The following is a 19,567-nucleotide window of genomic DNA, read 5'->3' on the forward strand; positions in this document are numbered from 1 at the left end:
ATTCGAAAATTAGGTAAAACGATACTTTCGCAAGAGGTCTATTGAAAGTCCTTCTTTTCTATGAAAGTTTTCAATTGCAAAAAGACCACCAATTGCACCAAATATATAGGCAATATATTGATACTTTTTTTCAAAAAAATAAATCAGATCAAAATTATACTTTGAAAGTTGATAGATAAAAAAAGAGAAGAAAAAAATACTGATAAACCAAAAAATATATCTTAAAGATTTATACATTGTAATTTTTCCAAAAAATTAAGGGGCTTTGATAGCCCCTTAATTGTATTGAAGATTTATGTGTTAACCAATCAATTTCTTCATTAATTCATTCACTTGTGCAGGGTTGGCTTTACCTTTCGCTGCTTTCATTACTTGACCAACAAGACCGTTGAAAGCTTTCTCTTTACCAGATTTATACTCTTCAACCATCTTCTCATTGGCAGCAAGTACGTCTTTAATAATTGCTTCAATTGCACCTGTATCAGTTTCCTGTTTCAAGCCTTTTTCCGCAATAATTTCGTCCGCAGATTTGCCTTCGTCCCACATAAAGCCGAATACTTGCTTCGCAATCTTACCGTTAATCGTATTGTCCACAATACGTGCAATCATGCCACCAAGTTTCTCGGCAGATACAGGAGAGTCTACCAATTCTAAGCCAGCTTTGTTTAAAGCCCCTGAGAATTCACCCATGACCCAGTTTGCAGCAATCTTACCTTGAGCAGCACCGCCCGCAGCTTTTACGACTTCTTCATAAAACTCTGACATTTCACGAGTAAGCGTTAAAACGTGTGCATCGTACTCAGTCACGCCAAAGTCCGCCACGAAACGTGCACGACGTGCAGCAGGAAGCTCAGGAAGTGCCGCACGTGCAGCTTCGATTTGCTCGTCAGCAATCACCACAGGCAACAAATCTGGATCAGGGAAGTAGCGGTAATCGTTCGCTTCTTCTTTTGAACGCATTGAACGCGTTTCCATCTTCACAGGGTCGAACAAGCGAGTTTCTTGGTCGATGGTGCCATCCCATTCCAGAATTTCCATTTGACGTTCAATTTCAACATTGATCGCTTGTTCAATGAAGCGGAATGAGTTGAGGTTTTTCAATTCACAACGAGTACCAAACGGTTGATCCGGACGACGTAAAGACACGTTACAGTCAGCACGGAACGAACCTTCCGCCATGTTACCGTCAGAAATACCTAACCAGCGTACCAGCGTGTGAATTGCTTTAATGTAGGCAACCGCTTCTTCAACCGAACGCATATCCGGTTCAGAAACGATTTCAAGCAGAGGCGTACCGGCACGGTTTAAGTCGATGCCTGACATGCCTTCAAACTGGTCATGCACCGATTTACCGGCATCTTCCTCAAGGTGCGCACGGGTCACGCCAATGCGTTTAACCGTACCATCATCAAGCTGGATGTCGATATGACCCAAGCCCACAATCGGGTTGTCCATCTGGCTAATTTGGTAGCCTTTTGGAGAATCCGGGTAGAAATAGTTTTTACGCGCAAATACTGAAGCTTGGTCGATGTATGCATCAATCCCCAAACCAAAGCGAATCGCCAGATCAACTACTTCTTTGTTCAGTACTGGCAATACGCCTGGCATGGCCAAATCTACCAGGCTGGCTTGTGTATTTGGGTCTTGACCGAATTCAGTCGATGAACCCGAGAAAATTTTAGATTTGGTCGCAAGCTGAGTGTGAATCTCGATACCAATAACGACTTCCCAACCATCAATCAGGTTTGATTTAGGTTTAGCGTTGTTCTTCGCCATTATGCATTCTCCTCAGCAATTGCAGCGCGTTTTGTATGCCAATCGGTTGCTTGTTGATACTGATGTACCACAGACAACAATTGAGATTCTGACCAGTAGTTACCAATCAACTGTAAGCCAACCGGCAAGTTGTTCTGGTCAAAACCAACAGGCGCGTTAATCGCAGGAAGACCTGCCAGGTTCACTGCAAGCGTATAAATATCGCCCAGGTACATTTCAACTGGTGTCAAATCCGCACCGATTTTATAGGCAGTGGTTGGCGCAGACGGGGCAGCGATGACATCCACAGATTCAAAGGCTTTCAAGAAGTCTTGTTGAATCAAGCGACGTACTTTTTGTGCTTTGACATAGTAGGCATCGTAGTAACCCGCGGATAACGCATATGTGCCAATCAGGATACGACGTTGCACTTCTGCACCAAAACCTTCTGAACGTGAACGTTTGTACAAGTCCATCAAGTCCACTGGATTTTCACAGCGGTAGCCATAACGCACACCGTCAAAGCGTTGTAAGTTAGAGGATGCTTCAGCAGGTGCGATCAGGTAGTAAGTCGGAACGTAGCTTTCGGTCATGTTGAGGTCGATCTCAACCAGTGTAGCGCCCAGGTCTTCTAACTTTTTCAATGATTCTTCGACACGTGCTTTAACATCTTCAGCTAGGCCGGCAACATTAAAGTACTGTTTTGGAATACCAATGCGTAAACCTTTGACGGATGTATCATTCAGGTTCGCCACATAGTTATCTACGGTTTGATTCATTGATGTTGAATCTTTGGCATCATGACCGGCCATCACGTTCATCAGGTAGGCACAGTCTTCCGCCGAGCGTGCCATCGGGCCGCCTTGGTCGAGTGATGATGCATAGGCAATCATACCGAAGCGCGACACACGACCATAGGTCGGTTTAAGTCCAGTCAGGCCACAGAATGACGCAGGTTGACGAATAGAGCCACCGGTGTCAGTACCGGTAGCGAAGGGTGCCAGATCCGCTGCAACAGCTGCTGCTGAACCACCTGAAGAACCGCCAGGGACATGGTCTAAATTCCAAGGGTTAGTCGTTGCGCCGTAATATGAGTTTTCAGAGGTCGAACCCATGGCGAATTCGTCCATGTTCAATTTACCCAAAGTCACCAGGCCCGCAGCTTTGCCTTTCGCGACAACGGTGGCGTCGTAAGGAGAGATAAAATTGTCCAGTATTTTAGAACCGGCAGTGGTTTTGATGCCTTGAGTACAGAAAATGTCTTTATGCGCGATTGGTACGCCTGTTAACACATTTGCACCACCTGCCTTACGCAGTGTGTCAGCCGCATCAGCTTCTACCAATGCCAATTCAGGCGTAACGGTTACATATGATTTTACTTGAACATCAATTTTTGCAATACGCTTTAAGTAATGTTCAGTCAATTCGCGAGATGAAAACTGGGCATTTGCCAGACCTTCACTGAGTTCACGAATGGATAAGCGATGTAAATCTGTCATGAGAAATAATTCTTTACGTTTAATTTAATAAAAAGAATGAACTGGGTAGTAATTACTCAATCACGCGCGGTACGAGGTATAAACCATCCTGAACAGCAGGTGCAACTGCTTGGTATTGCTCGCGATGATTGCTTTCTGAGACCACATCTTCACGTAGTGGCTGAGGATGGTCGAAAGGGCTCTTCAGCGGTTCAATTCCGTCGGTATTGATGCCTTTCAGGGTTTCCATCATGCCTAAAATTTTATTTAAACTTTGAGCATATTCAGCAGATTGCGTATCATTGAGAGATAACCTTGCAAGGTTGGCAATAGCTGAAACTGTTTCTGCACTTAAATCTGCAGAATGCTGTGCATCCGATGTAGACATAATATTACCTAATCAGTATTAAAAAAATTCAAATTATCATGCGTTATGATAAGCGATTGACTTGTCCAAATCATCACATTTAGTTAAAGTGGCCACCTTGCGTCCATATAAAGTTTAACTGAGAACGTCCCCGTGATTCTAAAACGACTAATAGGCTTGTTTTCGCCCGATCTTGCCATTGATTTAGGTACAGCAAATACACTTATTTATGCGCCAGGACGAGGCATTATATTAAATGAACCAACGGTTGTAGCCATCCGTCATAGTGGTTCACATAAAATTGTTGCGGCAGTCGGTCTTGAAGCGAAGCAAATGCTAGGTCGTACCCCAGCCAATATCTCAGCGATCCGTCCTATGAAAGACGGTGTGATTGCGGATTTTGAAGTCACTGAGACCATGCTGAATCAGTTCATTCGCAAAGTACATGAAAACCGTTTATTTACTCCGGCACCGCGTGTCGTGGTTTGCGTGCCATGTAAATCGACTCTGGTTGAGCGCCGTGCCATTCGTGAAGCCGTGTTTAATGCGGGCGCACGTGATGTACGTTTAATTGAAGAGCCAATGGCAGCAGCGATTGGTGCAGGTATGCCAGTTGAGCAGGCCTGTGGTTCGATGGTGGTTGATGTGGGCGGTGGTACCACTGAAATTGCGATTATCTCGCTGCAAGGTTGTGTTTATGCAGATTCTTTACGTATCGGCGGTGATGTATTTGATGAGCAGATCATTAACTATGTGCGTAAAGCGCATGGCTGTGTGATCGGCGAAACTACGGCTGAAGTGATCAAAAAAGAAGTTGGTATGGCGTTGCCAGATGAAGGTGCTAAACCGCTTGAAATTGAAGTTCGTGGCCGTAACCTCGCAGAAGGTGTGCCTCGCGCAATCGTGGTTAATTCTGACGAAGTCACCCAAGCGATTTCTGATCCATTGCAAAACATCGTGTCTGCTGTGAAATCTGCGCTAGAACACACACCTCCTGAGCTTTCTTCGGACATCGCTGAACGCGGTATCGTGTTAACTGGTGGTGGTGCATTGCTACGTAACCTGGACAAGCTGCTTGCCAAAGAAACTGGCCTGCCAGTGGTGGTGGCAGAAGATCCACTATCATGCGTGACACGTGGTGGCGGCAAGGTACTCGAATTTTTCGACAACCCAAATCATGACATGTTATTCGTAGGCTAAGAAAAGGATTCGGCGGGTGCAAGCACATCTGTTTTCTCGACAACCGCCATCTTTTCGCTCTTTTATCATTGCATTGGTAACATGCCTGGTGGTGCTTTTCTTTGATTGGCGCATGCCGCATGTTGTTCAACCTGCAAGGGATGTCCTGTACGCTGCTTATAATCCTATTTATGCGGTGGCCAGCTATCCGGTATTGTCGCGAGAGTGGTTGAATCAACAAACCAAGTCTGAAGCTCAATTGCGTCGGGAAAATACCGCGATGCAGGCCGAGCTGTTACAGGCACAGGTACGCTTACAAAAAATCTCTGAACTTTCTGCTGAAAATACCCGTTTGCGTGGTCTATTGGACACGCCGCTGATCATTGATGGACGTATTGAAATTGCCGAAGTGATTGGCACCGATGCCGATCCATTACGGCATATTATCGTGATCAACCGGGGTTCGAATAACGAGCTGAAAGTCGGGCAAACCGTACTGGATGACAAGGGTATCATGGGACAGATTATCAATGTCTATCCGCATAGTAGCCGGGTCATGCTGTTGTCTGATAAAGAACATTCACTGTCAGTGCGCCTGGAACATACCGGGATGCGTGCCATTGTCTCGGGTACGGGTGATCTGGGACGTTTAAAAATGGAATATGTACCGACCAGTGCCAATATCAAGGTCGGTGAAAAAGTCTATAGTTCGGGCTTGGGACAACATTTCCCGGCAGGTTATCTGGTGGGGCAGGTGTCTAAAGTACAACGCCATAATTCTGGTGAATTTGCCCAGATTGATGTGACGCCTGCGGCTCAACTCGCCGGTGGACATCATGTCGTAGTGTTATTTTCCGATTCATTAGCGATGGAGCAACCGCATGTCAATCGCTAAGATGAAATCCAGAAAGCATCGTGATCCTTTAATGGCTATTGTCATTTCGGTGATTGTGGCTTCTATTTTAATGGTCTATCCACTTTCCTATAATCTCTCGGGCTGGCGTCCGCTGTTTATGCTGATGATCATGCTCTTCTGGGTGTTATGTCAGCCAACCTGGTGCGGGATCTGGTTTGCCTTTGGCACCGGTATTTTTATTGATCTGTTGCTGGATGCACCTTTGGGTCTGAATGCGCTGAGCTTTATCATTATTGCCTTTTTAGCTCGCTTTCTGACCCGTGAACGCCGTATCCTGACCTTTAATAATCTCTGGGTGATTATGGGGCTGGCGATTGTCGCATATCTGCTGATGATCTTTTTTACCCAGATTATGGCTGGCGTGCAATTTTCTTATGCACGGCACTGGATTCCACTCCTCACCAGTATTCTGGTCTGGCCTGCTATTTATTATGTGCTGAAAAAATGGCGCGTATAATTCTAGCTTCCAGCTCACCCCGGCGTCGCGAGTTATTGCAACAACTCGGGCTGAGCTTCGATATTTACAGTCCCGAGATCGACGAATCGGTACAAGCAGGCGAGTCGGTCGCAGCCTATGTCGAACGTCTGGCACGAGCCAAAGCGGATGCTGTGGCAGAGCTTTATCCTGATGCAATTATTATTGCTGCGGACACCAGTTTGGGGGTGGATCAGGAGATTTTGGGCAAACCTGAATCCAAACAACATGCGATTGAAATGTGGACAAAAATCTCCGGTCGGTGGCATGATGTCTATAGCGGTGTCTGTGTCCGTACAAAGCATGAAAAATACAGTATAGTGGTACGCACACAGGTCGAATTTCAAATCCTGAGCGCTGCAGATATGGAAAGTTACTGGGCGACAGGTGAGCCACTGGGTAAAGCCGGGGCTTATGCGATTCAAGGAATTGCAGCACGTTATATTCCAGAAATACAGGGCAGTTATTCCAATGTGGTCGGCTTGCCTTTATACGAGACAGTACAGTTATTACAGACGGTTAAGGCACTAAATTAACTGCTGAAAAGAATTCTTATAATGTTTTGAGTGTAGTTATGTCTGACGAGTTGTTGATTAACGTCACGCCGATGGAATGTCGGGTCGCGTTAATTGAAAACGGCACGGTCAATGAACTGTTTGTCGAGCGTACGGCCAAGCGTGGTTTGGTAGGGAATGTTTATAAAGGAAAAGTGGTGCGGGTTTTACCCGGCATGCAGGCTGCTTTCGTGGATATCGGACTCTCTCGTACTGCGTTTTTACATATCAATGATATGGTCTGGCCACGCAATCAACCCACGCCTAATGTTTTTGAGCTGCTTCAACCGGGACAAGTCCTCACGGTTCAGGTGATGAAGGATATGCTCGGCACCAAGGGTGCGCGGCTATCTACCGATCTCTCTATTCCTTCACGTTATTTAGTGTTGATGCCATATGGCAATCATATTGGTGTATCGCAACGGATTGAATCCGAGGAAGAGCGGAATCGCTTGCGTTCCATCATTGAGCGGATTCAGGCAGAACATAAGCTGCCGGGTTCAGTGATTGTTCGTACTGCGGCAGAAGGCATTGAAGAAGAAGCCATCGCACAGGATATGGCTTATCTGGCCAAGCTTTGGGAATACATCCAGCGCAAGCAAAAGATTATTGCAGTGCCGTCCTTGATCTTTGAAGAATTGCCTTTACCGCAGCGGGTGATTCGTGATCTGGCCAATGAAGAAACTGCCAAAATTTACGTAGATTCACGTGAAATTCATGCCAAGTTGCAGGAATTTGTCGAAGAATTTGTTCCGAACATGAAAGACCGTTTGCTGCATTATCCGGGTGAACGGCCAATTTTTGACTTGTATAATGTCGAAGAAGACCTGCAAAAGGCATTGCAAACTCGTGTCGCATTGAAGTCCGGCGGCTATCTGATGATTGACCAGACTGAAGCCATGGCCACGATTGATGTCAATACTGGTTCTTATGTTGGTGGTCGTTCGCTGGAAGATACGGTTTTTAAAACCAATATGGAAGCGACCGATGTCATCGCACGTCAGTTACGTCTGCGTAATCTGGGCGGAATTATTATCATTGATTTCATTGATATGCAGGAAGCGCAGCATCGTGAAGAAGTAATGAAACAGTTTGAGCGCATGCTGGAACGTGACCATGCCAAGACCAAGATTACTCAGGTATCGGAACTGGGCCTGGTAGAAATGACCCGGAAACGCACCCGTGAGTCGCTGGAACATTTGCTCTGTGAATCTTGTCCGACCTGTCAGGGACGTGGTTATGTCAAAACAGCCGAGTCAGTATGTTACGAAATATTCAGGGAAATTCTGCGTTATGCCCGTGCTTATGAGTCACAGAGTGGCTTTACTGTCGTCGCGCATCCTGCTGTCATTGATCGATTATTGACGGCAGAAGCGCCTGCAGTCGCTGATCTAGAACATTTCATTAATCGCGTGATTAAGTTCCAAGTGGAAAATCTGTATACGCAAGAGCAATACGATATCATTCTCAGCTGAAATTGTAACAGAATATCGTTAAACACTTGTTACATCTGAAATTTTACAACCGGGCCTTTATTTACAATACTAGATGCATGAATTAGCCAAAGCCGTTTCTCCCAGTTTCAGGCTTAGCAAAAGGAGTGTGTGATGAGTATGAGTAAAGCAGTAATCCATAAAGGCCTAAAACACGTATTAGAACCAAAGACTGTACATGCGGGATATATCGTCGATGAACGCGGTAATGAAGTTCAGATTACCGCGAGCATGATCCGTAACGTCTGCCATCAATTATTACAACAGTGCCGTACCATTAAAAGCTGATTGCATTTGTGCATTGTTTCTAACTTGTCAAAAAATGATTTGGATAGACGTTTAAATCGAGAAGTCTTCCAAAAATTCTAAAATAATTTAAAAAGATTTCCAAAAATAAAGCAAAGGGACCAGATCGGTCCCTTTATTCTGTGCTCAAAGACTGGCAAAAATGATCAGCACCTTTGGCAGCCCATCTATCTTATTTATTCATCCGCGGCTAGCTTACCGCCCGTAACTTTGGGACAGGTTCGCCATCTACAATAAGTTCAAAACGTTGAATTTCTTCTTCCAGATGCGTCAGCAAGTTCTGCATTTTCGGCAGAGCATTACGACATGCGGTCAAGCCGACTTCCAGTTTGTCTAGATAGCTGGTCATGGTGATATTCAAGGCCTGACCATCGAGTACGATAGAAGCCGGATAAAGTGCTTCAAGACGTGCACCATTCCAGTAAAGGGGTTCTTGTGGTCCAGGTACATTGGAAATAATTACGTTAAAAGCCTGACGTGTCGGCATTAAACCGGAGGCAATGTTCAGACCTGCTGCACCATAGACAAAGGCGCTATAGTTCAAAATCTGGTTGGCATTCATGCGTTTGAAGCGTTCTTTGGCACTCAGTACACTGCGGCGTACGATCTTGAGACGTTCCAGCGGATCTTCTTTATGCGTGCCTAGATTGGCTAGAATCATAGTAATACGGTTGGATACATCCGAGTCATCACTGCGAACCGAAGCTGGAACCATGGCAATTAACGGTTTTTTCGGTAAGGCATTTTGCGATAATAAATATTCACGTAATGCACCTGAACAAATGGCCAGGACGATATCATTAATGGTCACGCCCAATGCCTTGGAAATATGACGTAAACGTGAAAATTCGAAAGACTGGGCTGCAAAGCGACGTGACGCACTGACGCGTTGATTCAGAATGCTACTTGGTGCCTGAAAGCTGGATACATAATCCGGATTACGTCCCATATCTTTCATGACGGTTTGCGACAGTTCATAAGCGACTCGTGGCGCACATTCCAGTTGCCCCTTAATGGTCTGCAGGACATTTTTAAACCTGTTCACTTTAGGTGCTTTCAGGCGTTTGGCACGTGGCCCTTCTACACACCACGGCGGTACAATACTCTTGGCATGGGGGTCAAATGAAAGTGATTTTTCTACCAGACGCATGCCTGCAATTCCATCCACCATGGCATGGTGAATTTTGAAATACATGGCAAAACGGTTTCCTTCAATACCTTCAATGATATGACAGGTCCATAAAGGTTTTGCACGATCAATCAGGGCACTATGTTCTTGAGAAATATAGGTCAGCAATTCACGGATACGGCCCGGTTTTGGCAGGGCGATATGACGAAAATGATGATCTAAATCAAATTCCTGGTCTTCATCCCAAAACAGGCCGTTTAAATAATTGTTAAAAGGTGGGATAGGGGAGCATTTCGAATTTTGGATATCCGTGACTAGATCCTGAATAAAGGAAGCTGGCGCATTGTCGGGAATTTGGAATAAAAATAGTCCACCTACATGCATAGGCTGCTGCCGTTTCTCTAAAGTTAAGAAAATAAAATCAATTGGATGTAATGGACGCATAGCGTGGATTGCCTCACTGCATTCTCTATAGCTTTTTTGCTAAAAGGCCTTGTTAGAATTATTACTTTAGTTTTTAAAGTATATCTTTTTTAGCATATAAATGAACTGCTTTATCTTGCCTTAACTGTGAAAAAGTGGCTATTGACAAGAACAAAATATCTTCCTAAGTTTATGAAATGTGAAAATTTTAGTTTTAAAATAGATTTGTAAAAATAGTATTTACTAGGCGAAGTGGAGTGTAACTTAATAATTATGTGTTATTAAAAGAATAGCATTGTGTTCAATTTCACATTTTATACAAATAAATCAATGAGCTAAAATTTTATAAATTCTTTAATTAAAATAATATTATCCCGATAAAAGGTAATTTATATCTTTTCACTAAATGTAAAATTATCAATTAAAAAGACTATCTTTATTAAAAAATAGTCTTTCAATCAATAGGAACGATAAAACTTAATTTTATTTTTTTAGATTGCCAGCATGTAAGCCACATTCTTTATGGGTAGCTTCTTCCCACCACCAGCGGCCTTCGCGTTCATGCTGATTTGGCAGCACAGGGCGAGTACAAGGTTCACAGCCGATAGAAACAAAACCTTTTTCATGCAGGGCATTATAAGGGACTTCCATCATACGGATATAACTCCAGACATCTGCACTGGACCAGTTGGCTAGAGGATTGTACTTGATCAACTGTTTTCCCGGACCGGAGAAACCTGGATCTGCTTGAACCACAGGAATTTCATTGCGTGTACCCGGACTTTGGTCTTTGCGCTGACCAGTAATCCAGCCATCCAGCGTCGCCAGTTTTTTACGTAGCGGTTGAACCTTGCGTATACCGCAACATTCCTGATGACCATCTTCAAAGAAACTGAATAAACCTTTGGTGGTCACTAAATTTTGTACTGCATCCGTTTCAGGGAAGCAGATTTCAATTTCGATGTTGTAATGCTTACGCACCCGTTCAATAAACTGATACGTCTCTGCATGTAGACGGCCAGTGTCCAGACTGAATACCCGGAACGGTTTACCGAGATGCGACGCCATATCAATCAATACAACATCTTCAGCACCAGAAAATGAAATCGCAATTTCACCTTGCTGGCTCAGTGCAAGTGCCAAAATTTCATTGGGCGATTTATCAGCATATTCAGATGCAAGCGCATCAATACGATCAATAGTAGGAATGATGGTCATGAGAGTCCTGGCGATATAGGCTTGGAAAGGACATGGCCTATATTAGTTAATTTCACATCTATTTTAATAGAATTGATTTAATTGACTTATCACTAAAAAATAAATACTTATGAAAAAAATAGATTTAAAAAAGTACAGTGCAAAATCTGTTTCTTCAGCTATGATAGTGCAAAATTTTTTCAATACAACTTAGAGGGAATGTTCATGGAAGTCGTATGTCTAGATTTAGAAGGTGTGTTGGTTCCAGAAATCTGGATTAACTTTGCTAAAAAAACCGGTATTAAAGAGCTTGAAGCGACGACTCGTGACATTCCTGACTATGATGTACTGATGACCCAACGTCTGAATATTTTAAAACAGCACGGTTTAGGCTTGAACGATATTCAGGAAGTGATTGCAGAAATGGGTCCATTCCCAGGAGCAAAAGAATTTGTGAAATGGGTGAGTACGCATTTTCAACTGATTATCCTTTCAGATACTTTCTATGAATTTGCACATCCATTGATGAAGCAACTGGATTGGCCAACTATTTTCTGTCATAAATTGGAAACGGATGAAGCTGGCATGATCTCGGCTTATAAACTTCGCCAGCCAGATCAAAAACGTCAGGCTGTTAAAGCACTGCATGGTTTGAATTTCCGTGTGATTGCAGCCGGGGATTCTTATAACGATACCACGATGCTGGGTGAAGCAGATCATGGTTTCCTGTTTGATGCACCTGAGAATGTCATTGCAGAATTCCCGCAATTCCCACCAATTCGTGGTTATGATGCGTTAAAAGCAGCTATTCGTAATGCTTCCGTGCGTGATATTCCAGCTTAATTTTTAAGTTTGTAAAATAAAACAAAGGGCGCTTATAGCGCCCTTTGTTTATGAATTTGCTTGATTAGAAGCGATAGCCGATTTTCATACCATAGCCAAGAGCGTAGTTATTCTCGAAATTAGCTTTAACAATCCCACCAGTTTGTGCTTGTGCATCACCTAACCAGAAATATTTAACACCAGCTTGGATAAAATAGTTTTCGGCAGGGCTGTACTGACCGCCCATGCCTACACTCCAGTAACCTTCAGTTGGGCCAAGAGTAGTAACCGGGTTACCTGCACCAGAATCGTACCCAACCGCTGCTGTACCAGACCATTTAGCATTGAACTTATGACCTAAACCCACAGTTGCTGAATATTGGTCATCAGAATAATCAATTAGATTTTGTTTCGCACCTAATGCTGCAGTGGTATTAGCTAAGAATTTAGGGGTTACAACAAAGTTATCCCAATGTACCCAACGTAAATTTGCAAAAGCTAGTGTATTAGGTGAAATTCCACTTTGTAAGTCAATATTAACTGATTGTGGCGTTATCGCATCTACTTCATTTATATCAGCAAAGCCTGGAATTAAATTATATGTTTCTGTAGATTTGGCACTATGTTTGATTTCTGAACGATAGGTAACACCTGCTTTTAAAGCAATTTCTGGAATTTGATAAGCAAATCCTGCTAACCAGCCCCATGCTTCTTCTTGTTCTAATTCAATATTATAACCACTTAATGTGCCAGTAGGTGGTTTTGCATATGCCAGGCCGCGTAACTTAATATTTGCTTCAACTGTTTGCCAGACTGGACCTACATAAAAATTCCAGTTTTCTGTAGGTTGGTAGCCAATTAAAGCGGTTATATTATGAGTGTCTACTTCAACAGAAGTGCCCTCTGCACCATTACCGAATGATCCGGCAACTGAAGAATACTTTGCATCAGCACCAAATGGTTGATCATAAATCAAGCCTAATGAAATTTTATCGGTCGCTTGTACTTTAATAGCTGCAGATGGGAAGTAATAGTCTTCACCCATATCACTGATTTTTTCGCCTTCTAAACCAGTTACTGTAGAAGAACCTTTTACAGTTGGATCTAAAACAGAAATACCGGCTTCCGCATAATTACCCGGCTGTAAAAAAGCAGAAATGGACTGACCAGAACGGTCTAAGCCAGCTGCTTGAACTGCAGAAAGAGGTAAAGTGCTAAGTAAAATAGCGGAATAAATTTTATTGAGCTTCATGGTACGGTCCCTGATGCCATCTGTAACAAAAATGTGCTGGAAAAGTAACACAATTTTAAAAAGAGTAAATGCTCAATTTCGCAGAATAAATGAACTGAATAAGTTATAAATAGCAGTTGATTAGAGTAAAAGTACTATTTTAAGGTCTTAAGTAGATGAATTTTATTAAATAATTTTTTAGGGTAATATTTGGGAAAATATGTGTTTAATTGTTTTAAATTTAAACATTAGGTTGGCACTTGTATAAAAACGAAGAGCTTTAAGTGTAAAAAACCACCCCGAAGGGTGGCTGTTTTAGAAAATATTGAATTAGAAGCGGTAACCGATTTTTAAGCCATAAGCTAAAGCATCATTATCTTCAAAATTTGCTACATACTCTGAACCGCCTGCTTGAGCACCAGTTTGTGCTTTCGCATCCCCTAACCAAAAATATTTTACGCCACCAGCAATGAAGGTTGCTGGTGTTGGACTATATTGAACACCTAAACCAAGATTCCAATATCCTTCTGTTGGACCTAGAGTTGAAACAGGATTACCTGCACCAGAGTCCCAACCTACAGAAACGTTACCAGCCCATTGATCATTTAATTTACGACCTACACCTACGTTTGCAGACCATTGGTCATCTGAATATTCTACAAGAGAAAAACCATTTGGACGCTTAACTAAAGGACCAACAGCTTCTGCAGCTTTACCAAACTTATACGGTGTGATTGAGAAATCTTTCCAGTTCACCCAGCGTACATTTGCAAATGCTACAGTATTCGCCATGATGCCTGTTTGGAAGTCTAAGTTCACCGATTGTGGTGTTGTAATTTTAGTTTTACCTTCAGCTGTGTTAGCTGCTGAAAACTTTGTTACTGCTTGGCCAATTCCTGCAATTTGTTGTGGTGTTAAACCTAAACTTGGTAGTTGACCAGCAAGACCTGGTAATGCAGCTGCTAAAGGAGTAGCTAGACTTAAGTTTTCATTGGCAACGAATTCATGATCAATTTCAGAGCGGTAAGTGACTGAAGCTTTTAATGCAATTTCAGGAATTTGAAATGCTGCACCAGCTAACCAACCTGCAGCAGAGTCTTCTTTAATGTCTGCATCGTATCCATTAAAAACGCTGTAAGCTGAGCCGCGTAGTTTTACATTACCTTTAATGGTTTGATATACACCACCACCATAAATATTAAAATTCTCAGTTGGTTGGAAGCCAAAAATCATAGAAATGTTTTGTGTATCAACTTCAACTGAAGTACTGCCTGAAGTAGTGCCGCCAATAGCTGTTGTTGTAATTGGTAGTGTACTTAGTACTCGATCTGTTGGTGCAGCAACAAAAACATTATTACCTGAATATTCGGCATCAGCGCCAAAGGGTTGGTCGTAAAGCAGACCAAAAGAGAAGTTATCAGTAAGTTGGAATTTTAGTGCGGCACTTGGGAAATAGTAATCGCCCGCCATATCACCAATTTGACGATTTGTTGTGCTTGTGCCAGCTTCCTGTCCAGATACATCTGGATCTAATACAGAAATACCTGCTTCAAAATAGTTACCAGGTTGCAAGAATGCAGAGATTGACTGGCCTGAACGATCTAGAGCAGCGGCAAATGCCCCGGTCATTGGTACAGTTGCTAAAATCATTGCAGTAGTTAATGTTTTTAATTTCATTTACGTCTTTCCTTGAGGTACAAATTTATATCTAGCGTTGTTGTTTGCACTTATTAAATTCTTGGAGATTTCGGGTATTTATCCGCAATCATTTGTTACTCCATGTGACAAAAATAGCACAATTAAAATAAGAGTAAATGCTCTAGAAAAAACTAATTAGTCTAAAAAAGCATCAAAATAGAGTTTTTACACCAAAAAATAGCCTCATTTTGAAATAAGTATTTGAAAGTAATAGAAATAAAATAATGAAGAAAAAATGATTTTTTGTATAAAAAATATTCTAAAAATATGAAGATTAACGCTAATTTTTTGAAGTATAGATCACATTTTGAAAGGATGGTGCGCCCTGCGGGACTCGAACCCACGTCGGTCGCTTAGGAGGCAACTGCTCTATCCAGTTAAGCTAAGGGCGCGAAAAGAAGGCTATTGTACTGTAAAAAATACAAAAAAAAGTTATTGCCGAAGCAATAACTTTTAAGGACTCATAGCTACAGGAGTTGTCTAGGTATTTTTAGGCTTAAGTAACTTAAACAGACCGAACATGACCACGATCCAAAGCGGGATCATCAAAATAGATTCCTGGAATCCTTGCGTCCACATGATGTAAAGAATCGTAAGAATAAAACCAAGAACCAGAATATTGCCCGCTGGAGACCACAGCGCAGGGAAGGAAGTCTTCTGTCCTAGCTTTTTCATGCTCTGAATGAACTTGAGATGGGTCAGCGTAATCATGGCCCAGTTCAATACCAATGCACCGACTACGATGTAAATCAGATGACTTAAGGCATCTTCAGGCACGAAGTAGTTGAGCAGTACACAGCCAAAAATCAGTACAGCAGAGAATAATACGGCAGGAATCGGCGTACCTTGCTTATTCACTTTCATGAAGAGTTTAGGTGCATTTCCTTGTTGAGCCAGACCATAGAGCATACGGCTGTTGGCGTACATGCCACTGTTATATACAGACAATGCTGCTGTCAGGATAATAAAGTTCAGTAAGTGTGCTGCCCAGTCAATGCCAAGCTGGCTGAAAATCATCACGAACGGACTTTTGTCCAGACCACCAAGCTCAAGCTGATTCCAAGGCACGAGTGACAATAGAATCGTCAAAGCACCGACATAGAAAATCAGAATACGGAAAACCACCTGATTAATGGCTTTCGGAATGGTTTTTTCCGGATTTTCAGCTTCTGCAGCCGCCATGCCGATCAGTTCAATACCACCGAAGGCAAACATCAGGAAGGCCAGCATGTAGAACAGACCTTCAAAACCATTCGGGAAGAAACCGCCCGCGGTCCAAAGATTGCTAAAAGATGCGCCTGAAGAAGCATCAGCAGTCAGGATCAGATACAAGCCAAAGACAATCATCGAGATGACCGCAGTCACTTTAATGATAGAAAGCCAGAATTCCGATTCACCGTAGAATTTCACATTGCCGAGGTTGACCAGTGTAATCACGATAAAGAAAAACAATACCGATGCCCAGGCTGGAATATGAGGCCACCAGTAGTTAATATATTTCGCAACCGCAGTAAGTTCGGTCATGGCCACCAGGATATACAAAATCCAGTAGTTCCAACCCGCAAGGAAACCAGGGAATTTGCCCCAGTATTTATAAGCAAAATGGCTGAATGAACCTGCGACAGGTTCATGAACAATCATCTCACCCAATTGACGCATGATTAAAAATGCAATCAGGCCCCCAATGGCATAGCCTAAAATAATAGAAGGACCCGCAGATTGGATCACCTGTGCGGAACCTAAGAATAAGCCTGTGCCAATTGCACCGCCCATGGCGATCAACTGAATATGACGGTTCTTTAAGCCACGCTGAAGTTGTGAAGACTCGTTATTCAAAGTGTTCAGCCCGACAATGGAAAATGATAAGTGGCTGATTGTAATTGATCAGACTAAAGAAGCCTAGTCCATCCTAAGAATGAAATATTGTTGAAGGAATGATAAAAAATATTCATATAAATAACTGAAATAAAATATAAATGAATCAATATATTAATTTTATTGAAAGTGTAACTGACGAGTTCTCTTTTTTCTTGGATAAAACACAAATGCCGTTTTTTTATACTAAGGTCTGGCAGTCAAGCAGTTCTGCTTTCAACATACTATACTTTGAATATAAATATTGAATAACCCGTACGAAAACAAAGACAAGTCAAAGGATGAAATAATTCATGAGTTTTGCCGCCCAAATCAAGATTCCTGCAACCTATATGCGTGGAGGCACCAGTAAAGGTGTTTTCTTTAAGCTGGATGACCTGCCTATAGCAGCACAACAGCCGGGCCGGATTCGTGATCAGCTTTTGCTGCGCGTGATTGGTAGTCCAGACCCTTATGGGAAGCAGATTGATGGTATGGGTGGTGCCAGTTCCAGTACTAGTAAAACGGTCATTCTGTCAAAAAGCCTGCACGCTGATCATGATGTCGATTATTTATTTGGTCAGGTGTCAATTGACCGTCCTTTTGTAGACTGGAGCGGTAACTGCGGCAATCTGACCGCGGCAGTGGGAGCATTTGCCATTTCCAATGGTCTGGTCGATGCCGAACGTATTCCTGAAAATGGGTTATGCACGGTACGGATCTGGCAGGCCAATATCCAGAAAGCCATTATTGCACATGTGCCGATGCAAGATGGTCAAGTGCAGGAATTGGGTGATTTTGAACTGGATGGCGTAACTTTTCCTGCAGCCGAAGTGCAGATTGAATTTCTGGACCCTGCCGATGATGATGCAGAAGGCGGTTCCATGTTTCCGACAGGCAATCTGGTCGATACTTTGGAAGTGCCAAATATTGGCAACTTTGAAGTGACCATGATTAATGCCGGCATTCCAACCGTCTTTTTGAATGCTGGAGATCTCGGCTATAAGGGCACAGAGCTTCAGGATCATATCAATAATGACGTAGCAGCCCTGACAAAATTTGAGACAATTCGTGCCTATGCAGCGAAGCAGATGGGAGTGATTCAGGATATTGCCGAAGCCGTAACCCGACAACACACGCCAAAAATTGCCTTTGTTGCACCACCGAGTAACTATACTTCATCCAGTGGCAAAACCGTCACCGAATCAGATACCGATATTCTGGTTCGGGCCTTGTCTATGGGTAAACTCCATCATGCCATGATGGGCACGGCTGCAGTGGCTATTGGTACGGCAGCTGCCATTCCCGGAACATTGGTGAACCGGGTCGCAGGTGGGGTAGAGCGTGAAGCGGTGCGTTTCGGTCATCCTTCCGGGACTTTAAGAGTGGGTGCACAAGCAAGTTTTGAAAATGGTGAGTGGAAAGTGAAGAAAGCGATTATGAGCCGTAGTGCCCGCGTATTGATGGAAGGCTGGGTGCGCGTACCAGAAGATGTTCTCGTTTAAATGCCGTGCATACATTTAGCCTGTAAAACCACCGGTTCTGCGGTGGTTTTTTATGGTTTAAAATCTCTGACTTGCTTATTTGATATTGAATAGCAAATTTCAGTAGAACAATTCGATTTATGGCTGAAAATTCAAGGCATTTCTAGGTACAATGCCTGATCACCGTACAGGCATTTATTCGCTTGTCATTTTATTCTTCTGGACTACGTATTCGAGGCGAATGTGTCATCTATCACTGACGTATCAACCCATGCACTCACTCAAGCACAACACCGCATTCAACAGGATTTATTGACCGCTCTGGAAGCCTTTGCCATTCCAGAACCGTTAAGGTCGGCAGTCCATCATGCTGTGATGCTTGGTGGCAAGCGAGTACGTCCAGCGCTATGCTATGCCACTGCTGCATTAAAACCCAATCAGAATAGTGCTGCAGTGCGCCGTGCAGCGGTTGCAATCGAGTTTATTCACTGCTATTCACTGGCCCATGATGATCTGCCGTGTATGGACAATGATTTGCTGCGCCGTGGCCAGCCGACATGTCATGTGGCTTATGGAGAAGATACCGCGCTTTTGGCAGGTGATATCCTGCAATCGATGGCTTTTGAAATTTTGGGTAGCCGTCTGTTTGATCAGGGGCCAGCGGTAGAAGCTTCCATTGTACTGAAGCAGATGCAGATTCTGGCAACCGCTTCTTCGAAAATGGTGAATGGCCAAGTTTTAGATTTGCAGTCTGAAGGCAAAAAAATCGATCAGCAAGCACTGGAAAATATTCATCGCAATAAAACCGGTGCTTTGATTAGCGCTGCGATCATGATGGCGGCGGTGACAATCTTTGAAGGCACCGATCTGGCCATTCCTAAATTACGTGAATTTGGACAGGCGATTGGTCTGGCCTTCCAGGTACAGGACGATATTCTGGATATTATTTCCGATACCGAAGTCTTGGGTAAAACCGCAGGTAAAGATGAACAGGTCGAAAAATCGACTTATCCGGCATTGATGGGGCTAGAGCAGGCCAAAGCCTATGCCGAGCAATTACATGATCAGGCGATCAATGCCTTGAACCATTTTGAAGGTCAGGCGGAAGAGTTGATGCAAATTACCCGGTTCCTGCTCACGCGAAAAAGCTGATAGGAACATTTTTTTTCTTCTCAGGTATAAGAGCATTCCATAAAAAAGAGGACT

General features: G+C 43.2%; 18 protein-coding genes and 1 tRNA gene. 9 read left to right on the top strand and 10 right to left on the bottom strand.

Annotated features, from left to right (window positions below; translation table 11 throughout):
* Positions 1 to 9: 9 nt before the first annotated feature.
* The 4 genes from NI466_RS01640 to gatC all read right to left on the bottom strand — a co-directional run bounded on the left by NI466_RS01640 (position 10) and on the right by gatC (position 3,621).
* Entirely contained in the window at positions 10 to 237 is a 228-nt protein-coding gene (locus NI466_RS01640) for a hypothetical protein (RefSeq protein WP_253172499.1), read from the bottom strand.
* Between the two features lie 63 nt (positions 238 to 300).
* On the bottom strand, positions 301 to 1,776 hold the full coding sequence (gene gatB, locus NI466_RS01645; protein WP_253172500.1) for an Asp-tRNA(Asn)/Glu-tRNA(Gln) amidotransferase subunit GatB: 1,476 nt from the start codon (positions 1,774 to 1,776) through the stop codon (positions 301 to 303).
* Entirely contained in the window at positions 1,776 to 3,254 is a 1,479-nt protein-coding gene (gatA, locus tag NI466_RS01650; protein WP_253172501.1) for an Asp-tRNA(Asn)/Glu-tRNA(Gln) amidotransferase subunit GatA, read from the bottom strand. The genes gatB and gatA overlap by 1 nt, the downstream gene beginning before the upstream one ends.
* 52 nt (positions 3,255 to 3,306) lie before the next feature.
* The gene (gatC, locus tag NI466_RS01655) at positions 3,307 to 3,621 is read right to left on the bottom strand and encodes an Asp-tRNA(Asn)/Glu-tRNA(Gln) amidotransferase subunit GatC (RefSeq protein ID WP_253172502.1); all 315 of its coding nucleotides are present in this window, start codon (positions 3,619 to 3,621) and stop codon (positions 3,307 to 3,309) included.
* Positions 3,622 to 3,753: 132 nt separating this feature from the next.
* On the opposite strand from gatC, the gene NI466_RS01660 reads away from it, so the two are divergent.
* The 6 genes from NI466_RS01660 to NI466_RS01685 all read left to right on the top strand — a co-directional run bounded on the left by NI466_RS01660 (position 3,754) and on the right by NI466_RS01685 (position 8,505).
* Positions 3,754 to 4,800 (top strand): rod shape-determining protein, encoded by a 1,047-nt coding sequence (locus NI466_RS01660; protein WP_004279360.1) that lies wholly within the window; start codon positions 3,754 to 3,756, stop codon positions 4,798 to 4,800.
* Between the two features lie 16 nt (positions 4,801 to 4,816).
* Positions 4,817 to 5,674: a rod shape-determining protein MreC gene (mreC, locus tag NI466_RS01665; protein ID WP_004279362.1), complete on the top strand. Its 858-nt coding sequence runs from the start codon at positions 4,817 to 4,819 to the stop codon at positions 5,672 to 5,674.
* On the top strand, positions 5,661 to 6,152 hold the full coding sequence (mreD, locus tag NI466_RS01670) for a rod shape-determining protein MreD (RefSeq protein ID WP_224216887.1): 492 nt from the start codon (positions 5,661 to 5,663) through the stop codon (positions 6,150 to 6,152). Before mreC ends, mreD begins: the two co-directional genes overlap by 14 nt.
* Positions 6,140 to 6,706, top strand: a complete 567-nt coding sequence (locus NI466_RS01675; protein ID WP_253172503.1) for a Maf-like protein — start codon at positions 6,140 to 6,142, stop codon at positions 6,704 to 6,706. The genes mreD and NI466_RS01675 overlap by 13 nt, the downstream gene beginning before the upstream one ends.
* Positions 6,707 to 6,744: 38 nt before the next feature.
* A complete protein-coding gene (rng, locus tag NI466_RS01680; protein ID WP_004646221.1) occupies positions 6,745 to 8,199 on the top strand; it encodes a ribonuclease G in 1,455 nt (484 codons plus the stop codon).
* 132 nt (positions 8,200 to 8,331) lie between these two features.
* Entirely contained in the window at positions 8,332 to 8,505 is a 174-nt protein-coding gene (locus NI466_RS01685; RefSeq protein WP_004646222.1) for a PA1571 family protein, read from the top strand.
* 208 nt (positions 8,506 to 8,713) lie between these two features.
* Here NI466_RS01685 and NI466_RS01690 read toward each other — a convergent pair whose 3' ends face one another.
* Together NI466_RS01690 and NI466_RS01695 are read right to left on the bottom strand one after the other, a co-directional pair.
* Positions 8,714 to 10,096 (bottom strand): WS/DGAT/MGAT family O-acyltransferase, encoded by a 1,383-nt coding sequence (locus NI466_RS01690; protein ID WP_153566962.1) that lies wholly within the window; start codon positions 10,094 to 10,096, stop codon positions 8,714 to 8,716.
* Positions 10,097 to 10,558: 462 nt separating this feature from the next.
* Positions 10,559 to 11,293 (bottom strand): phosphoadenylyl-sulfate reductase, encoded by a 735-nt coding sequence (locus NI466_RS01695; protein ID WP_129716563.1) that lies wholly within the window; start codon positions 11,291 to 11,293, stop codon positions 10,559 to 10,561.
* A gap of 204 nt (positions 11,294 to 11,497) precedes the next feature.
* Between NI466_RS01695 and thrH the strand changes: the two genes are divergently transcribed.
* A complete protein-coding gene (gene thrH, locus NI466_RS01700) occupies positions 11,498 to 12,115 on the top strand; it encodes a bifunctional phosphoserine phosphatase/homoserine phosphotransferase ThrH (protein WP_253172504.1) in 618 nt (205 codons plus the stop codon).
* A gap of 64 nt (positions 12,116 to 12,179) precedes the next feature.
* Here thrH and NI466_RS01705 read toward each other — a convergent pair whose 3' ends face one another.
* The 4 genes from NI466_RS01705 to NI466_RS01720 all read right to left on the bottom strand — a co-directional run bounded on the left by NI466_RS01705 (position 12,180) and on the right by NI466_RS01720 (position 16,859).
* Entirely contained in the window at positions 12,180 to 13,346 is a 1,167-nt protein-coding gene (locus tag NI466_RS01705) for an OmpP1/FadL family transporter (RefSeq protein ID WP_253172505.1), read from the bottom strand.
* A 309-nt stretch (positions 13,347 to 13,655) separates the two neighbouring features.
* Positions 13,656 to 15,002 (bottom strand): OmpP1/FadL family transporter, encoded by a 1,347-nt coding sequence (locus NI466_RS01710; RefSeq protein WP_253172506.1) that lies wholly within the window; start codon positions 15,000 to 15,002, stop codon positions 13,656 to 13,658.
* A gap of 337 nt (positions 15,003 to 15,339) precedes the next feature.
* Positions 15,340 to 15,415: transfer RNA gene (locus tag NI466_RS01715), tRNA-Arg, on the bottom strand.
* 88 nt (positions 15,416 to 15,503) lie between these two features.
* Positions 15,504 to 16,859: an amino acid permease gene (locus NI466_RS01720; RefSeq protein WP_253172507.1), complete on the bottom strand. Its 1,356-nt coding sequence runs from the start codon at positions 16,857 to 16,859 to the stop codon at positions 15,504 to 15,506.
* A gap of 332 nt (positions 16,860 to 17,191) precedes the next feature.
* Between NI466_RS01720 and prpF the strand changes: the two genes are divergently transcribed.
* Positions 17,192 to 18,382, top strand: a complete 1,191-nt coding sequence (prpF, locus tag NI466_RS01725; protein WP_253172508.1) for a 2-methylaconitate cis-trans isomerase PrpF — start codon at positions 17,192 to 17,194, stop codon at positions 18,380 to 18,382.
* A 222-nt stretch (positions 18,383 to 18,604) separates the two neighbouring features.
* Positions 18,605 to 19,513 carry a polyprenyl synthetase family protein gene (locus NI466_RS01730; RefSeq protein WP_114541181.1) on the top strand — a complete coding sequence of 303 codons (909 nt, stop codon included), beginning with the start codon at positions 18,605 to 18,607 and terminating at the stop codon, positions 19,511 to 19,513.
* Positions 19,514 to 19,567 lie beyond the last annotated feature (54 nt).

Source organism: Acinetobacter lwoffii, assembly GCF_024129595.1.
Lineage (GTDB): Bacteria > Pseudomonadota > Gammaproteobacteria > Pseudomonadales > Moraxellaceae > Acinetobacter > Acinetobacter lwoffii_O.